Origin of the sequence: Pseudomonas sp. FSL W5-0299, from assembly GCF_005930655.1 — a bacterium.
Lineage (GTDB): Bacteria > Pseudomonadota > Gammaproteobacteria > Pseudomonadales > Pseudomonadaceae > Aquipseudomonas > Aquipseudomonas mandelii.
This window is the reverse complement of the sequence record NZ_RXHX01000001.1, coordinates 22,368-44,611: the sequence shown is the minus strand read 5'-3', so window position 1 is coordinate 44,611 and position 22,244 is coordinate 22,368. Positions and strand designations below refer to the sequence as shown.

Below are 22,244 nucleotides of genomic sequence, written 5' to 3'. Positions count from 1 at the left end.
GGTGGTACGTCGGTTTGATCTGGCGATCGCCTTGGGGATTCTGTCCGCCAGCGTGCAGGTGCCGACATTGACACTGGATGACATTGAATGCCTGGGAGAACTGGCACTGTCAGGCGCGGTACGTGCCGTGAGAGGCGTATTGCCGGCTGCGCTGGCCGCACGCAAGGCCGGGCGGTCGCTGATGGTGCCGCGGGCGAATGCCGAGGAAGCCTGCCTGGCGTCGGGATTGAAGGTGTTTGCCGTGGATCACCTGCTGGAAGCCGTTGCGCACTTCAATGGACATACGCCGGTCGAACCCTACGTTTCCAATGGCTTGCTCTATGCCAGCAAACCCTATCCGGACTTGAATGAGGTGCAGGGGCAAATCTCGGCCAAGCGCGCATTGCTGATTGCGGCGGCTGGGGCTCATAACCTGCTATTTAGCGGACCGCCGGGGACTGGCAAAACGTTGTTGGCGAGTCGTTTGCCGGGTTTGCTTCCACCGCTCGCCGAAAACGAGGCGCTGGAAGTCGCAGCCATTCAATCCGTCACCAGTTGCGTGCCCTTGAGCCATTGGCCGCAACGACCGTTCCGCCAGCCCCATCACTCGGCTTCCGGCCCTGCATTGGTGGGCGGTGGTTCTAAACCACAACCCGGCGAAATCACCCTAGCCCACCATGGCGTGCTGTTCCTCGACGAACTCCCATTTTGACTTTTTAGGTTTGGTTGTCAAAATCGAATTTAGACCGTCAGATCAAGGGTTTACCATGGCATTTCCGTCCATCGAATCGTTGCCAATCTTCTCAAATGGGGTCCACTATGATCACTATCCGTATGAGCAGCTGAATGAATACCAAAGGGCAATATTTACCGACGCAACGTCGAGCCGTGGTCGGCTATGTTCATCAGTGAAGCAGATTACGCTTAAAAGCTTTGAGTGCTACCTCCAGATAACCCGTCAGGCGGCAACTCCGCGATCGCAATCGAAATTCCGAAAGGTGGCGGAAGGCTTCCTAGGTTTTTTATATTCAGAAAAACATATTGAAACGACTCCGCTACTTCGCGCCCAACGAGCGAGGTTTTTCATATCAATAATTCCTTTCCTATCAGAGAAATACCCCACCAAGAAAGATTATTCATTCCCCTTGACTATCGAAGAAATAAACAAATACATAAGTGTGCTGAATAGCTTAGAGCAATGCCCCCAAAAAATAGAATATTGGCGAGGATGGCCGTTGCTGAATGTTTCTGGAGGGATGCATTTTCTTCCCTTATGGGCGTTTTACCGAAAGCTTGGTGCCAACTTTACAAGGAAACTCTATTCTGAAACTCATATCTTCCTATCAGGAAGGCGTTATCGAGCAATGCCAATGCTATCGAATCTAGGAGATTTTATAGAGACTCAACCATTGGATATCACACCTACACACTTAACTTCAGACGTATTCATGAGCGAATTCTGGGATCGTTTTGTGAAGTATTACGTTACAACAGCATATGATAGCGGAAAAGGTCAGAAACTAAGCACCATCGCATCGGCCTGGAACGTACAATTCTCAGCTTTCGTGCGCAACCAACTCATTCCAGCATCCCTACTAAGTGGGGGGTATGCTGGATTACCCGTGTTACCAAAGAGACTCTATACCGATGCGGCTTCAAGAATCAGCACTGGAAATGACGGAACACTCGTTCATTCAAAATTATTGCACGATATTCCACTAGAGATTACCGACCAAGCGGCTATCTACCACATCTTTGACAGCCTAAACTCATCAATGAACGACTTAACAACCTGGGCTAAAGCTGAAGTCGCAGATCTGGACGCCAGACTAAATCGACGATTGCGAGAAGCGCCGAATGGAACACTGCGCTGGATCGGTGGATCTGGAGAAAACGAGGGAGGCCAAATTCAATGGATGAGAGATCGGAATAATCCAGCGTGCTTTGCTAATGCAGCACGAAATATCGAAGAGCACTCCTATTCATATATAATGGAGCGAGCTGTCCAAATTTTTGCTTCGCCATTTGCAGAAACAGCATATGAGCTAGGATTAGCAACAACAAGCTCATTGTACCCACACTGCCTACTACTCGTAAGTCTGTATCCAAAAATCACCGTTGGTTTCTTGGAAAACTTGGAGATATATGATGAGCATGGGAAAAAAATTGGTTTCATCCCAACCGACAACGGGTATCAATTAGTTGGATATAAACTTCGTAGAGGGCACCGTGAAGCTGAGCAGACTATTAGCCTTTGCGAGTACGGTGCATATCTTGTTCAACAAATAATCGACGTCACCGACTACGGCAGACGATACCTACAATCTATTGGAGATGATAATTACAGATATTTATTATTATCCGCAGTTAGAAGCTTCGGCAAATTTCAGCGACCAAAGTTAGCTTCGGTTACCACATCACCCATCCCAATAGAAAGACTGGTATCCGGCTTAAAGAAATACACGAACCTAGATCATGCTGAAGCTACGTACCTCGCACAACGCGCTAATCTCTCCACAATTCGCGCGACCGCTGGAGTAATGATCTATTTAGAATCAAAAAGCGCAAAAAAAATGTCCGAAGCTCTTGGCCATAAATCATTTGATCCATCGTTGTTAGCGCGCTATCTCCCAGCACCCATTTGGGATTTCTTTCAGGATCGATGGATTAGAATTTTTCAAGCAGGAATAATTATCGAAGCGATGGATGGGAGCCCATACAAACTGAAGGCTTCAGGTTTTGACAGCTTAGAGCAGGTTGAGGAGTTTTTATTAAACCACTCGATACAACTCCCCCCTGAGGAATCAAACACTCGCTTTAGCGAGGCGCGGCCCGACAGCTCTATATTGGTATCACTGAATGAACAAATTTTTGAAGAACTATTAAAGCTTAATGATTCAAGGTACAAATCTAGCAGCCATTTACAATCAAGTCTTTGGAAAGATCTCAGCTCTAAAATAATCACTCACGTTGACTCATGCCTTAGTGATCGACCAGACATCCAGCTTGCACTCTCTAACGCTAAAAACAAACTAGGGATAACCATTTAAATGAACGCGAAAGAAAATATTCACGCGCTGGCCTTTCTGGAAGAAATGTTCCCCTCCCAGAAAACTCGGTTTGAGAGCGAATGGTTGACCTCGGACTTTGATTCCAACGCATGGTGCTTTGATTTCGCGCACGGGTATAGATTTTGTGTAAATTTCAACGTGGAGCTCGAGGACGGGTCTAAACTTTCCGACCCCAAAAACAAAAAATTATTGAAATTATTCAAAAACTGGATAACTGTTCAGAATACCCAGAATTTAAATCAAGGTGTAAAACCAGGTAGTATCACCGCGTACGCTAACACGCGAAGAGCGATAAACATCATTGACTACCTTTTGCTGAACAGTTCGCGCCTTAAGCTCGCCAGCCATGGATTAAACCTTCTAACAGAAAACGATGTCGCATCGTTTTTTTATCAGTTGTCGAGTTCGGAAAAAATTGCTGAAGGGGTCTATAACTGGCGGCAAACTGTGGTCGATTTCCTAAGAAGATCCAGTGAGTGTAGCGATCAGATTGTCTTACGTTTCGCTGAAAAAAATCCCGATCTCTATGTTTTAATGATTCAAAATGAAACAGCATATGGCCTTTCGCCAAGCGAAACTCTTAAAGTCAAAATATGGCTACATGAGAACGATTATTATAGTCCCATTCTCAGCTCGGGGTACAGGTTAACGGTAAGCATCACCCGACTGGCATCACACATCTATAAAAATACCCTTGTGGGGGGCGCTATAAAAAGTGCTTTACCTGAGCTAAATCTGGCCCCTTATCCGGGGATGACAACTGAGTACAATGTCGTTGGGGTTCGCACGGCAAATGAAGACTCGATGTCAGATCGACAGTTTACCAAATATTATGCAACTTTTATGGCGATAAACAAACTGCCAGAATTAGGAATTGAAATTCCCAGTCATGCTTTTACTAAGCTCAGTTTGAGTGCTTTGAAAGCGCACCTAAATTTAGCGCAAACCATGCGTTTTAAGACATTGAGGCCGAGTATCCTATTACCTGCGCTGCAAAAGGCTATCGATTTTATTTACGAGTACGGAGAAGACATTTTCCAATCTGCTTCTGCTGTCATTGCTGCTCAAGCAAAGTATGGGGAGAGCGTAAACGATCCTGATTCGGATTGGTGGGTTCGCAAAGCTATCACACCTCGCCTAGCTGGGTTAGGAGTCCAATGCTGGAGTCTTAGCACCAAGATGCTGGCTGGCAAAAAACTCTCTAAAGAACTTAGAGAAAACAAAGTTCAGGAGTATTTTAACAGGCTCCGCAGTAACGAGGGGCTGTGGGAACTGTTACGAGTATATTATGGCGCAGCGCAATTGATCATCGGATTACTGATGGCGCGGCGCCAATCGGAACTTAAAAGCTTGATGCCGTTTGAGTGCCTTGATGACTCAAAGCGAAATTTAATATTTTTTAACGCAAAATCCGGATTTTTATCCAATAAACAAATTTTAAAAAGACCCATTCCAAGTATCGGCGTTCACATTATTGAAACATTGGAAAACTTCCAAAGCCTGCTGCTCAAAAATAAACTCATTATTGAACATACATATTTGTTCGCCCCGCCTGACAGATATGCAAAAGGACTAAAAAAGAGCTTACATTCGCCTGCCTACAATAGAAGTATTGATTTTTTCTGCGACTACATTGAGGCACCTCGAAACAGCGAAGGATCAAGATTTTATTTCCGCCAGCACCAACTGAGGCGCGGCTTTTCGATGATATTTTTTTGGGGCAATTCATTTGGTGGCCTCGACACATTAAGATGGTTCTTGGGCCATGCAGATCTTGAACACCTCTATCATTACATTACTGAAGCCACTCCCGGAGAAGTACTTCGCGGGGTAAAAGCAGCTTATCTGGCAGACTCCTTAGCGGCTGGCGATAAAGAGGTATCCAATGAACTCGCGGCAGCTCTACTTTCACATTTTGGAACATCTGAATTTACCATACTGGATTCTCAAGAAGTAGAAATCTACTTGGAAACACTAATCGAAAACCACTCGCTAACTGTCGAGCCACATTTTATTAAAATAGACGACGCAACTACATATAGGCTGGTAACTAAGCTGATAAAATCAATATGAACAAAAACTCCATTCGACAATCAACCTTTACAATTTACTTCTCGATATTGCCTCTCATCCACACAAATATCAGAAATCAGCAATAGGAGCTTTCTTAAAATCACAAGGCTCATTAGCTCGACACTCAGCTCCGGATAAAAACATCTATCCTTGCTCTTTAAATACGTTGAAGACCCGTGCTGATTGCTTTCTTGCAGGAGGCTTTGAGGCTATGGATCATGCAAGAATTTTGGCACTAAAAGTGTGTTCCCCAGTAGTGGTTCTGATTTCTGCTCAAGACAAACCTAGAACGTTAAAAGACGACGTCATTGCTCTTAAAAAAGAAATACAGTTTCTCAACGAAGAAATTCTTTGCTACACCATCGCATTAGAAACAAGCATGGAACAGGCGAGAGCGTACGCCAAGAAGACAAACAATATAGTAAATATTCAACTCTGCGAAAAACAACAATCGGAAATTTATGCACTATTGAAATATCCCAGAGTCACGACCAATGACTAAACTTTATCGTTTGACATCAGCGCACTTTCAGCTACCTTTAGCTCTACTTTCCGATCAAACATATATTTTCAACTCGGCTTCGTACATCCCGATGCTTCGCTACCCTAACGGTACATGGTGTCACTACTCTAATTGCTACATGCATTCTCTTTATAGAAAAGGATTGTCTCGCAATAACAAAGGCGGAACATTAAAAACCTATGCGGGCAACATAAGCCATTTACTGCGTTTTTGTTCGGATAACGCGATTGATGTTGCGCAAATGACCGATAGCCTCTTTATACTATTCATGCAGACGTTGCTTAACAACAAGAAATCATTGTCTACGACACACACACTTCGGTCGACAACTTCAATACTTACGATAGGGAAAAACTGTATCGACTTACTGGCCTATATCGGAAAAATCACCGGTAGAGATGAGTTTGTCGGTAAAGATGGAGTGATCAGAGCTGAAAAAAGAAAAGCTGAAATAGATATTGGGAAGGGAAGAAAGCGCATCACCAAATACTATTGGCATCACCGTTCATTTCCTGAGCCATCGCCTGACAAAAAAAGATTCCCGATTACTGAGGCTCATTCGAATGCCATTATCGACGCAGCCGCTGGTACTGAGGACCTATTTCTCAGAAAGCGTAGATTCGTGATGCTTAAACTACTCGCCCATACTGGTTGCCGACGTTCTGAACTGGTTTCGATAACGACGCATGATGTATATGCAGCGCTTCATGAGCCTATCATCGGATTAAAATTGATGACGGCGAAAAAGCGCGGAAACTCAATCCATCATCGATACTTGCCCATCTCAATTCCGGATTTAAAATTCATCGTTTCTTATATTGAATTTAACCGACTCCCAAAAATTAAATCTCTGGGAGTTGAGGACGATGGCTTGCTGTTTATCAGTGCACGCACTGGAAAGGGCCTAATGCCAAATACGATCACACAAGAGATCTCAGAGTTGGCGGGACTAGCTGGCATCAATGAGCGCTTATCTCCACACATGTACAGACATCGCTTCATCACTCAATATTTCATAAAATTGATTATTCAGCATGACTTTAACAATTCTGATGAGTTCAGGAACTTACTAATCAACACTGAATCCTTCAAACGTGAGGTGCAACAATGGACAGGTCACACAAACATTAATTCTTTAGACAACTACATACATCTTGCTTTCTCAGATATATCCAACAGAAAAGAAGTTGTGGAGGCGGCAATCCGCAGCGAGCACCTTTCATCGTTACTACAAACTGTCAAAATGGCCCAAGCAGAAATAAAAGCGGGATTTTCCTCATCATCAGTTAATGAGCTGCTGAATACGATATCCGAATATCTAAATGAGCTTCAGCACTCGGCCTAACAAGCGTTATTTGGAATTACCAATCTTCTACTAGCACACCAAAATCAAAAGCAAATCAGATCATGGCCGATGTTTTCGAGTGGCCGTTCACGTACATTGCACAGCGATTAGCTGATCCGAATCGCTTCCCCCCTCGTTAACCATTGGCTTAAAATTCGCTAAGGTCGCATGCCGGCCCTGAGGTTGGAGAGAATTGTCAGGCCTCCTTATCTTTTGCAGATATGCATTTAGGTGATTGTTTGCTTGCACCACCCAGGCCTTCAACTGGCTCAAAATCTCGGTCAAAGCTTGCTGCCCGTTCCAAGAATCTGCTCTGTTTGAGAGACCGCTTTTCCAGACCAGAGCGGGCTATCCGCCTGTATTCGACAATCTGCTTAAGCTTTAAAAGTATCTTCTTTGGTCTTCTCATGATGATCCTGGGGTATCGATATGGAACGACTTGCTATAAACGATGTGAATTGCAATCGGTATGCCTATCATGCGCCACAGCAGCCTTGGAGACATTCCCTGAGCGGTTTATCAGCCTTGAGGAGCCTTATGCCTGGTCCAAATCTTTCTGAACTACTTGCTCAAGTAACAGAGATCGTTCAACACGCAGGCGCTCTCCTCGCGGCCGAGTGGAGTCTTCCAGAGGGACCTCGAGGCATTGGTGACAAGGCCGCGATCGATGTCGAAATCGAATGTTTCTTGCGGCCAGAACTTCTCAGCGTGTTCAACTGCGATTTTTGGGGCGAAGAGACCGGGCACGTTCTGACAGGGCAGTCGTGGTGTTGGGTTGTAGACCCTAACGATGGCACCAGTGATTTTTTGAATGGCATGAAGGGATCAGCGATATCAGTAGGGCTACTGCATAACACCATTCCCGTGATGGGGGTCGTATACGCGCCAGTGACTTCTGAGGGGCACCCCGACTGCATCGGTTGGGCTGAGGGCACCCCCCATTTGATTCGCAACGGTCGAGCAGTGTCTGTACGCCTCGAGAATAAACAGCTTTCGAATCAGAGCACGATCATGGTGAGTGCAGCAGCGATGACAAAGCCAGAACTCAATCGTGAACTGTGTGCTCCAGGACATTTCCATGCAATGCCATCGATCGCGTACAGACTGGCAAGAGTGGCTGCGGGTGACGGAATTTGCGGCATCTCTCTCTACGCTGTTTCAGCGCATGATGTTGTGGCAGGTCATGCGCTGTTGAGAGGTGCCGGAGGCGTCTTATTGGATGAAAATGGGTCCGAGATTCGCTATGTGACAGAGGCACAGATGATGGCAGTTTCGCAACGCTGCTTTGGTGGATCACCTTCAGTATGTCGCGAGTTGAAAGCTCGTGAATGGAGTCTGGTGCTCGGGGGTTCAAACGCTATTGATTAGAAGCCTGACGATTGACCACCAGAATCGGTCAAAACCATGCTCTACGCGAGTAATTGAACTCTAGGGGTCACCCGATCGTTCCACACAGGACGGGGCACTCTCCGAGCGGTATATGTCCAGTTATACCTGGACTAAGCGACGAGCTTCAGACGAGGAAAGATGGCCACAAAATCGTCTGGGATAGTGGAAAGTATGGCCGTCACTTTCTCTTGTGGAAGACTGGTGGCCAGCATCGCTTCGAGTCTTTCAACTCGTTGGCGTATCGAGGCTGCACGATCCCACTGAATTGCGTATTTCTTTGCGACCTTCTGTTCGATGAGCACCAAGTTGCGACTACTGTCGTAGGTGTATCGCATCGCCACTTTCACAGGACAGTCGTTTTCATCGGTCTCGAGAAAGGTGATCTCAAATATCACACCATTCGATGTCTTACGGGATGCTGATTCGACGTAGGTGTCTTCGAACAGGTTGTCGATGAGGTCGCTAGGCTGAACGCCTCGGCTGATATGGAGAGTCGTCAGTTCGTCAACGAGTAATTTGATAGATTCGAGGCTCATCTCAGCATTTTCCTCAGTTCAGCGATGACTACTTCCACGTGCGCGATCGACTCGGAAAGCGAGCTATTATCACGCTCAGCAACCTTGCCGTACTTCTTAGCCAGCTTGGTATTGATAAAGCTCACCAGTATACCGTCGTTGGGAGTATTCGGCTTTGCCATCGGAACGTGAGCTGCGAATTTCCGATAAAGAGTAGAGCTTTTCTCGTCGATCCCTAGGTCGCTGAGCAGTGTGGCAACTTCATCTTGGGCCTTTTTGGTAAGGATCTCTCGAAGCTGCTTCCGCGCGATCTCTGGTCGTTTTTCCATGAGTGTCGGGTCGATGACTTGGGCGGCTTTCTTCATCTCAGCGTTGCGGATGACGTTCGTCAACTGTGCAAGCACGTCAGCGTCGTAACCCTCTATGCCCGGCAACTCTTTGACTTTCTGGGCCGCAAAAGCATCGATTTCGGCTCGTTTGTCAGAGAAAATCTTGTTGAAATCCAGGTCTTCCAAATAGGAATCCTGATCGCTGACAAAAGCTTCGGAGGAACCAACCCCCGCCAGGGACTCCTCTTTTCGAACGTATTCCTGGTCAGTGATCACGTATTCCTTGGTGCGTTGATGTTTTGCTCGATCAACCTCCTTCTGAAACGAGCTCCACATCTCATCCAGGCCGGTTTCCTCGTGGTAGATCACAACGGCGTTGTTATCAATCTCGAACGCTGTGATCTCCTCTATAGGGATTGCGCGAAGAACCCGGCCGACGATTTGAGCGAAAGCATTCAGGCTTCGATAGGGTCGAAAAAGTGCAAGAACCGTAAGGTATCTATGGTCATATCCTTCCATCAGCATGTTCACGGAGATGACCACGTCGCATTGATTGTTATCGATCGTTCTAAAAGCTGCATCGATGTCCGACTGCTCCATGTAGCTATGAACAATCGCCGCTCTCAGATTTTTGGCCTCGTACCAAGTACGCAAATCCTCGGCATGGGAAATACTGCAGCCCACAGCAAGGATTTTGTGAGGCACTTCAGGTGACGCTTTCTTCAGCTCGGTGAGGTTGTAAATGCTCTGGTCAATCACATCCAGTGAGCATTCCTTGGACAATGCAACGCTGCGCTGAACCCACTCAGGATCTTTGAACCCGAGAACTTCCTCCTTTGATAGCCTAACGCCAGGCTGGTCAGCCAACGTGAAATAGAGTTGATGAGCATTGACCGTTTCTTTTCTGAGCCATTTGACGTAGCGGTCTCTCATCACCTCAGACAGCGGCGTTGTGTGAATCAGCTTTCCGGGCACTTCCTGGTTGTCACCGCGAAATGGGGTTCCAGTTACAAATAGCTTTTTAGCCTTGGCGAAGTAGCCAAGTGTCTTTTGCCAAGTTTCAGCCGGCGCGTGATGCCCTTCATCGACGATGATCAGGTCGAAGAAGTCGGGTGGGACTCGCCTGGTCAGGCACGTAGAGCGGTCGCTGTGAATTTGCTGAATATTGGAGTAAACGATGTGGCTTTGCTCCAAGTTGCGCTGGAGCGTCAGCGAGTTGAACTCGCAAGTGACGGGCAGGTCATTTCCGCTGAAGATCACATCAAAGTTAATCCAGAAATTGTCCTCCAGGAGGTCCTGGGTCTTCCTGATGCTCTGCTTGGTCACAAGACCAGGGGTGATGATCAGGACACGCCCTTTCGCCATTCCAAACGGCACGATGGAAATCAGCCCTGATTTGCCCGTGCCCGTAGGCAGCACGATCAGCGCATCCTGCTCAGGATTGCTTGCAAAATGCTCTTGGGCCTTGATGTAGGCTTCGATTTGAGGCGTCCGCAGCTTACTGTTGCCTAAAATGTTAACGGCAGTGTCGGTAAAGTAATTCATGAAAAACTCTCTGGCGTTTTTCGAGAATCCACGACAAAACCGCCGCTCGAACGAGCAGCATGCGCTTGCGCAGATTGCGATAGAAAGAGAACTGTCGACAGCAACGAAGCTGTGGCGGGCATCGAAATATCCTTATTTCTGAATCAACTGGATCAACAAAGGCGGTTTAGAGGGCTGAACACGCTTTTTAATCATAATAGCCGAATCATATTGCTCAAGGTGCCTTGAATTTTCGAGCCTGCTCATGCCGCCACTGCCGAAGACAGTTCATAGCCACGATACTCTAACTTTGAAGTCTCGCTTAGAAACATCAATTCGATCCGGACGTAATTTGGACTCCGGCTTTGGTAAGCAGCTCGTACAGGATCGCAATTTTTGTTCGTGTGCCACGCGAGGCACAGTAAGTAAATATGACCCGCTGCTTGGCCCGGGTGAAAGCCACAAAAAATCCTGCTGTCGCCTCAATTTCATCCTGGGAAAAACTCCACCACGCGCCGTCATCCAGTCCGACAAAAATGACGGTGTGATACTCAAGGCCCTTGCTCTTGTGGATCGTCATCAATGGAATTGCGTGGACGCCTTCGTACATGTCGAGGGCGTGGGACCAGTCCGTACTGTGGAACGAGGTGGACAGAAGATGTTCCGCCGTCGCGTCTAGCACTTTTTCTAGCCAGGTTCCCTGGTCATAGGCAGGGTTGGAGCGGATCACATGCTCTGGACCCACGAAATTTAGGATGTCGTCAACAAGTGCGCGCGAGGCCGACTTGCTTTTTGGGGAATGGGAGTAACGTGCAGCCAGTTCGGTTGTATAGGTATCCAACTCACGCGCGAGCCTACTCTGCCTGATTGCGTCATCGGCATCGATCCCTCTCATTGACGCGAGCCAATTCTGGCAGGTCGACCAATAACCACCAGCTCGCGGAGTCATTGCGAGGCGGAGAACGGTGACCAGCAACTTTGAGATTTCCTCTGCCATCAGCTCTTGCAGCATCACTTTGCCGACCATTCCAGCTTCGTTACGCAGAGACAAGTTTTCGCTCGCGAAAGCAGGTTCTAAAAGTTCGGCATACTCTCCTGCCTTTTGTCGAACCAGGATGACGAAATCTCGAGGAGCCAGTTTCAGATGGGCAATGTAGGACGCCACTGATCGTGCCAACTGCCGCGCTTCAATTTTCGGACTTGCAAAATCGAGAATTGAGCAACTTTCTCCGTCAATTGTGCCATCAGCCTGAGATACCGGCTGTACGGCTCGCGCGTCTAACGCCTGGGCCAGCACGTGCTGGATACGTACCAACTCCGGCGAAGATCGGTAATTGTTGAAGAGCGAAGTCCGGGCACCTTCGAAATCGGCATCGAAGGCAGAAAAAGGATCATCCATCGCCATTGCCCAACGCATGATCTGCTGCTTGTTATCTCCGACAGCAGTCACGATGGTTTCTGTGCCTCGGAAAATCGTGCTTACCAGATCGTACTGGACCCTGGTGGTGTCCTGGAATTCGTCCATGAACAAATGCGAATAAGTGAGGCGCAGGGCATCCCGTACCATCGGGTTGACTCGCAACAACAGTTCAGCGAGACGGCCAATCATCGCGAAAGACAGCACACTTTTGCCGCCGTTGTGGAGTGACTGTTGCCAGAACGCATCTGCCGCCCATTGTTCGACAGTTGGGGCCGGCCATCCGTCTACAGGCAGCGGTAAGCCGAGCAGGTGCTGGCGCTCAAATGTTTTTGGCCCAATTCCACGCACGTCATTTTTCGTTCCGATTATCGAAGGCGGCGCTGGAAGCTCATGAAGGAACTCACGAAAATCTCGTTCATTGTGAGTCGCGATCTCGTAATCGGGTCTTGGCCGCCAGCGATCCGGCAACGCCTGACCGAAGCGGTCGACCAATCCTTTTGCAAACGCATCAAACGTCATGGAGTCGAAGCGGCTCGCATGGGTGTGGTGGCAGCGCTGGCGTACGCGTGCTGCCAGATTTGACGCAGCATCGCGCTTGAAACTAATAGCTAGAATGCGCCGAGGAGATGGGGCCGCATCAGTCTGAAGGAGAAAGGCGGCGCGCTGCGCGAGCAGTTCTGTCTTGCCAGCGCCCGGCCCCGCAATAACGGACCGATTTTTTCGCGAACGAGCCACCGTCAGCGCATTCGCCTCCAGAGCTTTCACCCCTACGGGCTTCCAGTCCTCGGGACGTATTCGGCGTGACGAAACGGCCATGATCAGTCTCGCCTTAAGGAGCTGGCAATATGTCGAACAACTTCGGCTAGAACTGCTGGCATTTCTGCGATCAGACTCGCCTTGCTAATCCGGGCCAATGCCGCAAGGTGCGTAGCTGGCTTGCTATGGGTGAGAAAGTGGTACCGATATTGCGGAAACGATTCCGGGTAGTCCTCGTAGGGCCCCGTGTATACCGCAAGTCCCGGACCTGATGTGCCCAGCACAACTTCCGCCGCCTTGTCGGCGGCCATGCGGGGGCCACCTCCTTTCGGAATCACAGCGGCATAGTCATCGGGGAAGGCATTTAGCATCTCCAGATCAAGGTCCAGCGGCGCAGAGAAGAAGACGTTGTATTTCTTCAGCCTATTCATCCAACCCAACAGGTTGGAGTGGTCAGTTGGGTTGCTCCATTTGTGCATTCCGGCCAACTTTGCGTCGGTCATAATGCCGGATGTGATTTTGAGGATTTTGTCCTTAGGTTCGCCGAACTCAATAAGCTTCTCCAGAGCTGTTTTTACTCGCCCCCAACCTCCACCATCGCGGCCGAGATCCAAGTCCAAGAGAGTTGCGTAAGGAATACCTAGTCCCTTAAGTAAGCGCCAGAAATATTGGACGTGTCTTCCACCGAGAGGGACGATCGCGACGAAAGCTGGGTCGATGAGAAGATCAAGTGCCTCGGCGAGTTGAGGGAGGACGATCCTTTCCGAATCACCCTCAACGAGCAGGACAAACCGCGCGAAGTACAGCTCGGGATAGGCCAATATGGCACCACGCACAAACTTGCTGGCCTCCACATCACCAGCCGGCAGCTCAATTCGCTTCACATTAGATATGCGCGTCTTGGCGTTACAGCGGCAGTAACGAACCTCGCTAGGCTCGACGCGACTAAGAACTGCCGGCGAATGGCTCGTAATTATGGCCTGCGCCCCACTGGCCTCAGTCAACGATCGAACTTGGCGGATGATTCGAGCAAGGAAGTAGGGCGAAAGATGGTTTTCAGGTTCCTCAAGGGCAAACAGTGTGAGCGCAGGAATATGCAGTGCATCCTTTCGAAATCCGTCTACAGAACCTTCAACGACCTCGCGCTCTAAGTCAAAAACGGCGGCGGCCAATGCAAAATAAAATAGCGACTGTTGTCCGTCGCTAAGGGCTTCGATACCTCTTTCTCGTCCGTCAGGCCCCTGCTCAAATATGACTGCAATCTTGTTTATCACCTCCTCAAACCGTCGGCTCACCAGACTGAGCCTAGGCTTGGTATTAGAAGCGTCGTCATGCAGATCTGCCCAGCGCGTTTGCAGGGCCTCGGTGATTGCGGTGATCGCAGACTCGCCTTCAAACGCGGCTGTCAGGCTCTCAGTCGCCTCCTGCACTTTGTCTTCAGTGTCGGAGGACCATTCAATAGCCCTCAGGAGTCGGGCGGCCAGGGTACCGGCAGTTGCACGGATTTGGCCGGCGGCATCCCGGCTAGCTGGAGTGTAATAAAGTTGTATAAGGCCCCGATCGGTTACAGCCACTGGCTGGTATTTGTCCTCTGCGGGCTCCTTATCCAGGCTATCGATCCAAAAGAGATTCTGTGAAACCTCTCCCTCAAGCGTGCCGTCGTCGTCCCATTGTGCTTCAAGCCGCATTCGGCAAACGGGCGCTTGGGCCGCTCTCGTAATCAGCATGTGCCGAAATGAAGGGGCGATGATTTCTGGGGTTGCAGACCCGTCCAGCAACTCAGGGAAGGCAATAAGCGCCTCGATGTAGAGTTCTTTGGAATCGCGGCTCTCAGGATCCTCTCCGGGGGCGAGGTGGAAATCCGAAAATGATACGGTGCGCTGCGCCCGCGTGACCCCGAACATCTTCGACATAGCCTGCAGAAGCGCAGTTTTACCCGCAGCGTTAGGACCAACGATTGTGGTGACCTCAGCTGAGATAGGGATGGCAATCTCATTCGGGCCGAAACAGCGAAAGCCAGATACCGTGATCGACTCGATGCGCACAGGTTCCTTCCTCAATGCGGTAACGGGCACACATGCTCGTTACTATCCGGCGAGGTTAGCGCAGTATCCCTTCGCGCACAGCCCTCTAACCCCCGATTTTTGGGCCACTCTGGCCAATTAGGTATTTTGGCCAAGGCTATCAGCTACGGGATAGCAGCAAGCTGATTTCAGCCCCCCAAGCACCAGTGCGAGCATCCCCCTCGATCCATCGGCGAGCCTTGCGAAAATCGGTCAGTGCTTCTTCAGAGAAGGGTCGATCTAGAGTCAGGGCTCTAACGACTGATGTATGGCAGCAGGGTGTGAGGTTGGCAATCCAGTTGGTATGCGATGCGGTAGAGCTTCTCGATCGTAAGGTTGACTTCGCCTCTCTCGATCCTACCGACATAGCTGCGATCCATCATACATACGTGCGCTAAAGCATCTTGAGATAGGCCTACCGATATCCTTCGCTCACGGATGTTCTGCCCGAGATCCTTTGCCAGCTGATGCATAACCGCCTCGACTTACTCAAGGCGAAACTATCCGTCGTTTGCGGACTAGGTGGCGACGGATTATAATCCGCATTTGTATAGCTATTTGCATTCCTAGGTGCCTGCATGAAACCGGCTACATTTAAGTTAAACAGGCACATCTGCGAGTTACTCCAGGAAGAGAAACTCCAACGATTCACCACTCTCGACCTTCGAGATGCCTACGCTCAGAAAATAGCCCCATCAGATATCGGTCTCGGTGAGCTCTGGAAATATGTATATGAGCAGGTCCGCCGCTTGAAGCATGTCGGATGGATTCGGCAAGATGAAGTGCGTCGAAAACGAGGACAGGTCTTTCACGTGCTAGACAAGCCAGAGCTTCTCTCTGTTGAACTCGTCGACTGCAATTTCATGAGTTGTTCCCCTCAGCAAGGTCAAAGCCCTACTGCGAGTATTCTTAAACCGTTTGAGGCGCCTTCCCAACGGCTTGAGACGTTGGCCAAAGAAATTCGGTTGGACTTGCTCACATCCATGGGCGAGGCTGAGCGGTATAAACAGCTCTTGAATGAAATGCCACAGCTGAAAGTCTGGGTTGAAGATAATTACATTGAGGCCCGCGATCGAAGCTCTCGGCTACTTGGTCACCTCAAGGCTGTCGAGAAGACCTTAAAGTCGCTAGCCGCATGAATGTCTCTCTGCGCGCCTGGCAGACTGCATGCGTTGATGCAGCTCTATCTCGTTATAAGCATTCTCCGCATTTTTTTTGCCAAGCAACCCCTGGTGCAGGAAAGAGCAGAATGGCGGCGGAAATCGCCCGTCAACTATTGCTCTCCGGTGAGATTGATCTTGTGCTCTGTTTTGCTCCGTCCTGCCAAGTAGTAGAGGGATTGAGGAATACATTTTCAGGTGTGTTAAACCGCCAGTTTGATGGCCTATTAGGCTCTATTGGTGTCGCCACCACTTATCAAGGCATGCATCATCAGGGTGAAGAATTCTGGAGGCTGCTTGATAAATATCGAGTCTTCGCAGTGTTCGATGAGATCCACCACTGCGCAGGCCATGACCCACTTTTTAGCAATTCTTGGGGGCAGATCATTCTGCAGAGGGTTCAAGACAGAGCTGCCTATACCCTTGCGCTATCAGGTACACCTTGGCGGTCGGATGAGAGAGCTATTGCATTGGCAAGGTACTCAAATCCGGAGGGCCGCCTGATCTGCGACTTTCTCTACGGCATTGAGGAGGCGATATCAGACAAGGTATGCCGTCCTCCCCGTATCGTGCTGATCGATAACAATGCAATAAGACTGACAGAGCAAGTGGGTAACAGCTCAACGGACGTTGTTTATCCCAGCATTGCCCAGCTCCTCACTGAGTCTCCCGTTAATTTTGAGGACTTACTCTCTAACGATGAGATCGTGCAACAGACCATCGAATTGGGCTGTGAACGGCTAAATGAGATCCGGAAGGTCACCCCAAATGCCGCGTGCTTGGTGGTAGCGACTAACGTCCGGCACGCCAATCAGATTGCCTCTATTTTGATGGCCCGCGGTGAAAATTGTTTGGTCGTCACAAACCAGACTCCCGGGGCTCAAGGCCTTATTGATAAGTTTCGCAATAGCAATGATCGCTGGATCGTGGCAGTGGGGATGATTAGCGAGGGCACCGATATTCCAAGACTGCAGGTCTGCTGCTACCTCAGTAGGATTCGCACAGAACTACATTACCGGCAGGTGCTGGGGCGGGTGTTGAGACGCATGGGAGATATTGATGAGCATGCATGGCTATATGCGCTTGCAGAGCCCCTTTTGCAACAATTCTCCCAGCGGATTGCCGAGGATCTTCCAGAGGATCTGGCCGTTCTGGATTATGTTCAAGGCGCCAGCTCGCGTTTTGCATGGGAAAAAAATAGTGAGCTCGAAGCACCCTTCGATGGCTCAACTGAAATTTCGATACACCGTGCAGTTCCTCAAGTAGAGGGTGAACTATCGTTCGTAGGGGATGTAGAGAGAAAAGGCCTCTACGAACTGGATATCTCGTCAAGCTTTCGAACAGAGATTCTTGCTTATTATTGAATTCCGGCACCGCATGATGATTGCTAGATCCTTCAGATCAGCCAGAGCAGCCTGGACCGGAACCCATAGCTGCCAGTCATTTGTGTCTACAGAGTCAGGGGCAATTCAATCAGAGGGCAGTTCAGCGGCACGCTCTGGGGCTCTGTAAATATTCTATAGCGAGGGATGGTGGTGCCATCGTACGTGTTTGTCGGTTCGTGAAGATACCTACGATGAGGAAGTATACCCGGCCTTCGAATGACTGACTGATGGGTTGCCGATTGCCTTCCTGACCGGCAGCTGTTGGCCGTTTTTGTCTGTCGCGAAGGACGGCAACTGACCGTGAAGCGGTCAGTCATGACAGATAAAAAGCGACCAAGTGAAGTCGTTCGCTATGGGGATATGTATTTTTGAATAAGAGGCTCGTAGATACTCAATATGGAATTCGAGCGAGTTTTGATGCTGGTACGACCATACAACGTACTCCGCCAAAAAATTAAATTCCTAAGAGTTGCGCTCACAAGTACAGGGGGAAAGGGGGAAAGGGGGAAAGCTTACACATAAGTAATATTCGCGGCAGCTTTCTGAAAGGCTTCATTGGTTATTCTCTATTCAGAAGTTAGTGAGAACCAGGAGATAATCATGAAATCACTCAAAGCACTTTTTGCCGTCACTATTTTGACCTTGTCGTCATTGGCCATGGCTGAAGGCGGCGGTGACCGCGTTTACGGTCGGATGATGCAAGAAAACCAACAGGCGATGGAGCAATATGCCTTGAAAAATGGTAAGGCCATCCCTGAGGTTGTTCATTATGAATATGGTATGAACCTCGATATTCAGAAGGTGATCAGTGTCACGCAAGCCAACAAAACCTGTAGTGTTGCGCCTTCGCGCATGACTTATGAAGACTCGGCGGGCAGGCTTAATACCGTGGAGTACAAGATTATGGGTACCAACTGCCCACACGGAAGCTAACCCCTAAAGGTCATATCTACGTCAGATCATTCATTAGGCTTTTTAAGCATGCTTACTGGTCGCTGACATAGAAGTAATTTTCAGGTCACGCTGGAGTTATCTTTTGTATGAAATTATGTCTGCCGGCACTTAGAGGGAATCCCTACGTGTCGGTGGCTTTTTATAATGACAAAAATATTTCATAAAGAAACTCTGCCAAGCTAAAGCCTGGGGTGTTAAATGAACAATAAAAGCTTTTATGGTCTTTCTCTCATTGCCCTTGGTATGAGCATGGGGCAAGTTGCAGTGGCCGTTGAGCAAAAACCTGAGGGGTTCATTGAAGGGAGCACCTTTAGTCTTCTCAATCGTAATCTCTATTTCAATCGTGACTATCGAAAGGGTCAGTCAAGTCCTACAGGCAATGGCTACGCTGAAGAATGGGCTCATGGGATTATTGGACGTTTTGAGTCGGGCTTTACCCAAGGCACCGTCGGGTTCGGCATTGATGCATTTGCAATGGTAGGACTCAAGCTTGATTCGGGTGATGGGCGCTCGGGGGCTCGAAGCTCAGTGGATGTCATGCCCTACAACAGCAAAGGCCAACCTGAAGACTCTTACTCAAAAGTAGGCGGAGCCGCGAAGGCTCGCTTTACGGATACGGTGGTCAAAGTAGGAGACGTCTTTCCATCCACGCCTGTCGTGGCATATGGCGATTCTCGACTGCTGCCAGAGAGCTTTAGGGGGGCAACGTTTACCAATATAAGCATTAAAGACCTGACCATTCAGGGGGGCCGGCTGCATGCGATGAGCCAACCCAATTCGAGCAGCATGCGTGACGGATTTTCGACTTTCTATGCCGGTGCTGTTGATGCTCCGTGGATTGCCTACCTAGGGGGCGATTACACCGTTAATGAGCATGTTGGTGTGAGTCTTTACTCCAGCCAATTTAAGGACGTTTGGAATCAGTATTACGCTGGCACTTCCTTTAGTTATCCGCTCTCAGACAACATCGCGTTGATCGGTGGATTTAATTACTACCGCGCGGTCGACGAGGGTAAAAAACTCCTAGGCAGCTTTGATAACAACATCTGGAGCGGCAAAACCGGGGTCAAATTCGGCGTCCACACGGTGACCGTTGGCTATCAGCGCAGCAACGGCAATGACGACTTCGACTACCTGCGCCAATCAGACTCGATTTTTCTGGATAACTCCATCCAGTACAGCGACTTCAACTCTCCGAAAGAGCAATCCTTGCAGCTACGCTACGAACCAGTCGCTCATTGATCATGATCAACTACTCGGCATTGAGCGCTGCGGAAAAAAAAAGTTATTGCTCACGGCAAGACGAAGCGAAACAGCTCAGCCCAAGGATCAAACTGCTGCTCAACAACCGTGTACGAAATGCTTTTTTCATGGGGACGCCGTTCATGGTGGGCCTCGGGTTAATGTGCATCTGGGTTAGAGCATGGTCTGACTGTGGTCATCTAATAAGCGCTGCAAGGGTGCCCGACCAAATAGCCAGAACATCAAGGGGTCAGGAAGCTGTCCATAATGGTCGAGGTAACCAGCCACCTCCGCGCTGAAGGGAAAGTTGCAGCAAACTCTTGTAGAACACGACGCATTAATCAAGGTTCAGGAACAGCAGGCCCTGGCGCTGGCAACCAAGGGCTGACGGAAGCCGTGCAGCGTCAGGAAGTGGTCCTGGCTGGTCTGGGCAGTGAAAAGTTCGACCTCGAACCGCGTCTGACTGATCGCGCCCATTACCAGGAGTCAGTCGCTCAACAGCACGACGACGAGCGCCAGGCCACTGAACAGCGCCAGCAGTGCCTGGAACACGAACTGACTGAACTCCGGCAGCACCTACTCGCTCAGCAAACCCGCCTAGGTGGACTGTAAACACGGGAACAGCGCCTGGCGCAAGACAACGATCGCCTACAAAACACCCTCCTCAGGGCCAAGGACGCACTCACCCAAAGCCGCAGCGTACATGAGCACCTGATATTTCAATTCGCCGCGGCAGCTGAAAGCGCTGCACCTAAGCAGGAAGTCGCTACTGCGCCGTAAACTTAAAAGATTGACAACGTTTTATCGCTTTATCATTCGTTAATCGAGACAGCATGATGTTCGTGATCGAAATCAGACTGGGCTTTTAATACCTCGAGAAATCTAACGCCCTACTTTTTTCATTTTTGCTTGCTCGATCGCGCGGATACTGAACGAGAGCATAAATCAGGAAGCATTAGTAAATGCGGCAGCCCAAGGCTTAGCAAGAAGCCAAGCACTGTGAGGCTCGCGCTCAGAACGAAAGAGGCACCTGGCAGATAGACAGTACTGTAGAGGATTCCACCGACCGCCGACCCTAAGGTTGTCCCAAGACTGGACGCTGCCGTTTGCTTGCCTAGCTCCCAGCCCTGCGCACTTCCAGCCTTGGCCGAGATCCAGTAAGTGAGGATCGGCGACAGGATGCCGGCGCTGGCAGCGACCGCACCGATCACGACCAGCATCAACATAAAATCAGATGCCCAAGGTACAAGGAACAACCCAGCTGCCAGCACGGAGAGTGCGGGCGCGATGAGCCAGCGGGTCGTGTCCGGCTTAAACCAGGGTGAGAATACGATTGCTTGCATCCCAAACATCACCAAGCTGCACTCGGTGAACATCAGCGCAATCTGATATGGACTCAAACCAAGTTCCTGTTTACCACGTAGTGCGAGCCCGACCTCGAAGGCCCCGACGCCGACCGAAACGATGAACGTGAGAATAAGGAGTTTTGGCACGAGCCATGTTTTTTGATCGGCCGAGGCCTTCGATATCTTCGTTGACCGACCAAGGACGTCGATACTTGGTAGAGCAAACGCAACTCCACCAGCCACTAAAAAGGCGAGTAACCCCGTCGCCGCGAGCGGAACCGCGACTGATCCTGGCGGCAAGGCGAGGTTGAAGGTATCTGCGGCAAAGCGCGTTACGAACACGCTCAGCATCGGTCCAAGCAGGAAGCCGCTAATCCCTGTCATGCTGACGAACGCAAGCCGACGGGCTCGGCCCTGTTCAGTCGTCGTGACGTTTCCTATCACCGCCGCAACTACAGGCGTCACGGCGGCGGCGAACATGCCGCTCAGAAAACGCTCGGCGTATACAGCGACGAGACTCTCAACAAACGAGAAAACCAACATGGTTACGCCAAAGCCGAGGAGTCCAATAAGCAGTACACCACGCGGGCCGCGTTGATCGGAAAGTCGACCCCACAGGGGGGCGAATAGAAAAAGTGAAAGGGTATAGATAGCCGTCAGTAATCCCGTGTGCCGGGAAACTTGCGCAGCATCACCTCCCGCGCCCAGGAGTCGCTCAATCAGGTAGGGCAAAAGTGGAAGCACTATGCCAAAGCCAATCGACACAGTGAACACGCTCAGCATAAGCGTGACCATAGTCGCGATGGGCAAACCTGCTGAGCGCACGCTGGTGACCCTCATGTAGCCACAGGCCATCGAGTCATGCCTGCGGTCTGACTGCTGGGCATCATAGGGACGAGTTAACTGCAGCAACCGCCCTTGGATTGATGACTGGACGCGGCCTTAGCCATATCCACGCCATAGCCCGCGCCTTTAACGGCCGATTTCAGTTGATCGGGTGAGGTCAGTTGCTCGTCATAACGTACCGCAGCCTCGCCGGTCGAGAGCGACACTACTACGTCATGGACTCCGGGAATTGCTTTCAGCGCGTTTGCCACCTTGCTGGTGCAGCCGTCACACGTCATACCCGTTACGTTCAACGTTTGATTTTGCATGGTGATACTCCTTTTC

The 22,244-nt window shown here is 49.8% G+C and carries 17 protein-coding genes and 2 pseudogenes; 12 read left to right on the top strand and 7 right to left on the bottom strand.

Annotated elements, in window-relative coordinates:
• Nucleotides 1-10: 10 nt before the first annotated feature.
• From FHL16_RS00200 to FHL16_RS00175, 6 genes and pseudogenes are all read left to right on the top strand, one after another.
• Nucleotides 11-685 (top strand): annotated as a pseudogene (locus FHL16_RS00200) (ATP-binding protein); the annotation flags it as partial.
• 61 nt (nt 686-746) lie between these two features.
• A complete protein-coding gene (locus FHL16_RS00195; RefSeq protein WP_138738999.1) occupies nt 747-3,029 on the top strand; it encodes a hypothetical protein in 2,283 nt (760 codons plus the stop codon).
• Nucleotides 3,030-5,123, top strand: a complete 2,094-nt coding sequence (locus FHL16_RS00190; protein ID WP_077747140.1) for a hypothetical protein — start codon at nt 3,030-3,032, stop codon at nt 5,121-5,123.
• Between the two features lie 211 nt (nt 5,124-5,334).
• Nucleotides 5,335-5,625 (top strand): hypothetical protein, encoded by a 291-nt coding sequence (locus FHL16_RS00185; protein WP_046487096.1) that lies wholly within the window; start codon nt 5,335-5,337, stop codon nt 5,623-5,625.
• Nucleotides 5,618-6,991 carry a tyrosine-type recombinase/integrase gene (locus tag FHL16_RS00180; protein WP_238706143.1) on the top strand — a complete coding sequence of 458 codons (1,374 nt, stop codon included), beginning with the start codon at nt 5,618-5,620 and terminating at the stop codon, nt 6,989-6,991. Before FHL16_RS00185 ends, FHL16_RS00180 begins: the two co-directional genes overlap by 8 nt.
• Nucleotides 6,992-7,528: 537 nt before the next feature.
• The gene (locus FHL16_RS00175) at nt 7,529-8,359 is read left to right on the top strand and encodes an inositol monophosphatase family protein (protein ID WP_077747138.1); all 831 of its coding nucleotides are present in this window, start codon (nt 7,529-7,531) and stop codon (nt 8,357-8,359) included.
• Nucleotides 8,360-8,490: 131 nt separating this feature from the next.
• On the opposite strand, the gene FHL16_RS00170 is transcribed toward FHL16_RS00175, so the two are convergent.
• Together FHL16_RS00170 and FHL16_RS00165 are read right to left on the bottom strand one after the other, a co-directional pair.
• Nucleotides 8,491-8,916 (bottom strand): hypothetical protein, encoded by a 426-nt coding sequence (locus tag FHL16_RS00170; protein ID WP_046487091.1) that lies wholly within the window; start codon nt 8,914-8,916, stop codon nt 8,491-8,493.
• On the bottom strand, nt 8,913-10,769 hold the full coding sequence (locus tag FHL16_RS00165; protein ID WP_077747137.1) for a DEAD/DEAH box helicase: 1,857 nt from the start codon (nt 10,767-10,769) through the stop codon (nt 8,913-8,915). The genes FHL16_RS00170 and FHL16_RS00165 overlap by 4 nt, the downstream gene beginning before the upstream one ends.
• Between FHL16_RS00165 and FHL16_RS33960 the strand changes: the two genes are divergently transcribed.
• Nucleotides 10,768-10,911, top strand: coding sequence for a hypothetical protein (locus FHL16_RS33960; RefSeq protein WP_156176573.1), 144 nt, complete (start codon nt 10,768-10,770; stop codon nt 10,909-10,911). The genes FHL16_RS00165 and FHL16_RS33960 overlap by 2 nt on opposite strands.
• Nucleotides 10,912-11,079: 168 nt before the next feature.
• Here the strand turns inward: FHL16_RS33960 and FHL16_RS00160 are convergent, their stop codons facing one another.
• From FHL16_RS00160 to FHL16_RS00150, 3 genes are all read right to left on the bottom strand, one after another.
• Nucleotides 11,080-12,984 carry a UvrD-helicase domain-containing protein gene (locus FHL16_RS00160; RefSeq protein WP_077747136.1) on the bottom strand — a complete coding sequence of 635 codons (1,905 nt, stop codon included), beginning with the start codon at nt 12,982-12,984 and terminating at the stop codon, nt 11,080-11,082.
• A gap of 2 nt (nt 12,985-12,986) precedes the next feature.
• Nucleotides 12,987-14,969: an ATP-dependent nuclease gene (locus FHL16_RS00155; protein WP_046487085.1), complete on the bottom strand. Its 1,983-nt coding sequence runs from the start codon at nt 14,967-14,969 to the stop codon at nt 12,987-12,989.
• Nucleotides 14,970-15,241: 272 nt separating this feature from the next.
• The gene (locus tag FHL16_RS00150) at nt 15,242-15,460 is read right to left on the bottom strand and encodes a helix-turn-helix domain-containing protein (RefSeq protein ID WP_077747135.1); all 219 of its coding nucleotides are present in this window, start codon (nt 15,458-15,460) and stop codon (nt 15,242-15,244) included.
• 105 nt (nt 15,461-15,565) lie between these two features.
• On the opposite strand from FHL16_RS00150, the gene FHL16_RS00145 reads away from it, so the two are divergent.
• The 5 genes and pseudogenes from FHL16_RS00145 (at nt 15,566) to FHL16_RS00125 (ending at nt 20,340) form a co-directional block, all read left to right on the top strand.
• A complete protein-coding gene (locus FHL16_RS00145; RefSeq protein ID WP_046487081.1) occupies nt 15,566-16,126 on the top strand; it encodes a hypothetical protein in 561 nt (186 codons plus the stop codon).
• Entirely contained in the window at nt 16,123-17,511 is a 1,389-nt protein-coding gene (locus FHL16_RS00140) for a DEAD/DEAH box helicase (protein ID WP_077747134.1), read from the top strand. Before FHL16_RS00145 ends, FHL16_RS00140 begins: the two co-directional genes overlap by 4 nt.
• 621 nt (nt 17,512-18,132) lie before the next feature.
• Nucleotides 18,133-18,465: a DUF2790 domain-containing protein gene (locus tag FHL16_RS00135; RefSeq protein ID WP_077747133.1), complete on the top strand. Its 333-nt coding sequence runs from the start codon at nt 18,133-18,135 to the stop codon at nt 18,463-18,465.
• A 219-nt stretch (nt 18,466-18,684) separates the two neighbouring features.
• Nucleotides 18,685-19,713 (top strand): annotated as a pseudogene (locus tag FHL16_RS00130) (OprD family outer membrane porin); the annotation flags it as partial.
• Nucleotides 19,714-20,124: 411 nt separating this feature from the next.
• Nucleotides 20,125-20,340 carry a hypothetical protein gene (locus FHL16_RS00125; protein ID WP_138738998.1) on the top strand — a complete coding sequence of 72 codons (216 nt, stop codon included), beginning with the start codon at nt 20,125-20,127 and terminating at the stop codon, nt 20,338-20,340.
• A gap of 287 nt (nt 20,341-20,627) precedes the next feature.
• Here the strand turns inward: FHL16_RS00125 and FHL16_RS00120 are convergent, their stop codons facing one another.
• Both FHL16_RS00120 and FHL16_RS00115 read right to left on the bottom strand, forming a co-directional pair.
• The gene (locus FHL16_RS00120) at nt 20,628-21,857 is read right to left on the bottom strand and encodes an MFS transporter (protein ID WP_238706142.1); all 1,230 of its coding nucleotides are present in this window, start codon (nt 21,855-21,857) and stop codon (nt 20,628-20,630) included.
• 116 nt (nt 21,858-21,973) lie between these two features.
• On the bottom strand, nt 21,974-22,228 hold the full coding sequence (locus tag FHL16_RS00115) for a heavy-metal-associated domain-containing protein (protein ID WP_077747444.1): 255 nt from the start codon (nt 22,226-22,228) through the stop codon (nt 21,974-21,976).
• Nucleotides 22,229-22,244: the final 16 nt, after the last annotated feature.

Excerpts from the sequence above, each read along its gene's own strand:
- FHL16_RS00195 (WP_138738999.1), top strand. The coding sequence starts at position 747 with ATGGCATTTCCGTCCATCGAATCGTTGCCAATCTTCTCAAATGGGGTC.
- FHL16_RS00190 (WP_077747140.1), top strand. The coding sequence starts at position 3,030 with ATGAACGCGAAAGAAAATATTCACGCGCTGGCCTTTCTGGAAGAAATG.
- FHL16_RS00185 (WP_046487096.1), top strand. The coding sequence starts at position 5,335 with ATGGATCATGCAAGAATTTTGGCACTAAAAGTGTGTTCCCCAGTAGTG.
- FHL16_RS00180 (WP_238706143.1), top strand. The coding sequence starts at position 5,618 with ATGACTAAACTTTATCGTTTGACATCAGCGCACTTTCAGCTACCTTTA.
- FHL16_RS00175 (WP_077747138.1), top strand. The coding sequence starts at position 7,529 with ATGCCTGGTCCAAATCTTTCTGAACTACTTGCTCAAGTAACAGAGATC.
- FHL16_RS00170 (WP_046487091.1), bottom strand. The coding sequence starts at position 8,916 with ATGAGCCTCGAATCTATCAAATTACTCGTTGACGAACTGACGACTCTC.
- FHL16_RS33960 (WP_156176573.1), top strand. The coding sequence starts at position 10,768 with ATGAAAAACTCTCTGGCGTTTTTCGAGAATCCACGACAAAACCGCCGC.
- FHL16_RS00165 (WP_077747137.1), bottom strand. The coding sequence starts at position 10,769 with ATGAATTACTTTACCGACACTGCCGTTAACATTTTAGGCAACAGTAAG.
- FHL16_RS00160 (WP_077747136.1), bottom strand. The coding sequence starts at position 12,984 with ATGGCCGTTTCGTCACGCCGAATACGTCCCGAGGACTGGAAGCCCGTA.
- FHL16_RS00150 (WP_077747135.1), bottom strand. The coding sequence starts at position 15,460 with ATGCATCAGCTGGCAAAGGATCTCGGGCAGAACATCCGTGAGCGAAGG.
- FHL16_RS00145 (WP_046487081.1), top strand. The coding sequence starts at position 15,566 with ATGAAACCGGCTACATTTAAGTTAAACAGGCACATCTGCGAGTTACTC.
- FHL16_RS00140 (WP_077747134.1), top strand. The coding sequence starts at position 16,123 with ATGAATGTCTCTCTGCGCGCCTGGCAGACTGCATGCGTTGATGCAGCT.
- FHL16_RS00135 (WP_077747133.1), top strand. The coding sequence starts at position 18,133 with ATGAAATCACTCAAAGCACTTTTTGCCGTCACTATTTTGACCTTGTCG.
- FHL16_RS00120 (WP_238706142.1), bottom strand. The coding sequence starts at position 21,857 with ATGCTGAGCGTGTTCACTGTGTCGATTGGCTTTGGCATAGTGCTTCCA.
- FHL16_RS00115 (WP_077747444.1), bottom strand. The coding sequence starts at position 22,228 with ATGCAAAATCAAACGTTGAACGTAACGGGTATGACGTGTGACGGCTGC.